At 77.1% G+C, this 992-nt stretch carries 1 protein-coding gene; it reads left to right on the forward strand.

Annotated elements, in window-relative coordinates:
- Positions 1-992: GTPase (locus HMPREF3099_RS07875; RefSeq protein ID WP_202816725.1), on the forward strand; the 992-nt coding region annotated here is incomplete at both ends.

A 992-nucleotide genomic window follows, 5' to 3' on the forward strand; every position in this document is an offset into this window, starting at 1 on the left:
CGCGAGGCCGTGTCCACCGGCGGGCGCGAGCTGGAGCCGCTGGCGGCGGGCCGGGCCGGCGAGGTGAGCCGGAAGGTTGACGAGCGCACCGCGCTGGCCGGGGACCACACCATCGTGGCGCTGGCCGGGGCGACGGGCTCGGGCAAGAGCACGCTCACCAACGCCCTCGCCGGGGTGCAGGTGACCGAGCCCGGCGTCCGCCGCCCCACCACGTCGACGACCACCGCCGTGGTGTGGGGCGACCAGCCGGCCGGGGAGGTGCTCGACTGGATCGGCGTGCACCACCGCCACCGGGCCGACGACGGCGACTCCGGCACCGCCCCGGGCGCCCTGGACGGGCTGGTGCTGCTGGACCTGCCGGACTTCGACTCCCGCGAGACCGCGCACCACGCCGAGGCCGACCGGGTGCTGGAGATGGCCGACCTCTTCGTGTGGGTCACCGACCCGCAGAAGTACGCCGACGCCCGCATGCACGACGACTACATCCGGGCCCGCCGCCACCACGACACGGTGATGGTGGTGGTGCTCAACCAGGCCGACCTGCTGCCGCCGGACGCCCGCGAGGCCGTGGTGGCCGACCTCTCCGGCCTGCTGGAGCGCGACGGGGTGCACGACGTGCGCGTGCTGCCCGTCTCGGCCCGCACCGGGCTGGGGCTGGACGCGCTGCGCGACGTGCTCGCCGGCATCGTGGCCGAGAAGCGGGCCGTGCGCGCCCGCCTGCTGGGCGACGTGCGCACCTCCGCGGAGTCGCTGCTGGACTCGGTGGGGGAGCGCGAGCCGGAGGTCTCCCTGCCCGGGGACGACCGCCTGGTGCCCGCCTTCGCCCGGGCCGCCGGTGTGCCCACCGTGCTGCGCGCCGTGGAGGCTGACCACCTGCGCCGGGCGACGGCCGCCACCGGGTGGCCGGTGACCCGCTGGGTGCGCCACCTCACGCCGGACCCGCTGAAGCGCCTGCGCCTCGGCGAGGGGACCCCGGGTGCGGCGGGCTACAC

Origin of the sequence: Kytococcus sp. HMSC28H12, from assembly GCF_001816045.1 — a bacterium.
GTDB classification, from domain to species: domain Bacteria; phylum Actinomycetota; class Actinomycetes; order Actinomycetales; family Dermatophilaceae; genus Kytococcus; species Kytococcus schroeteri.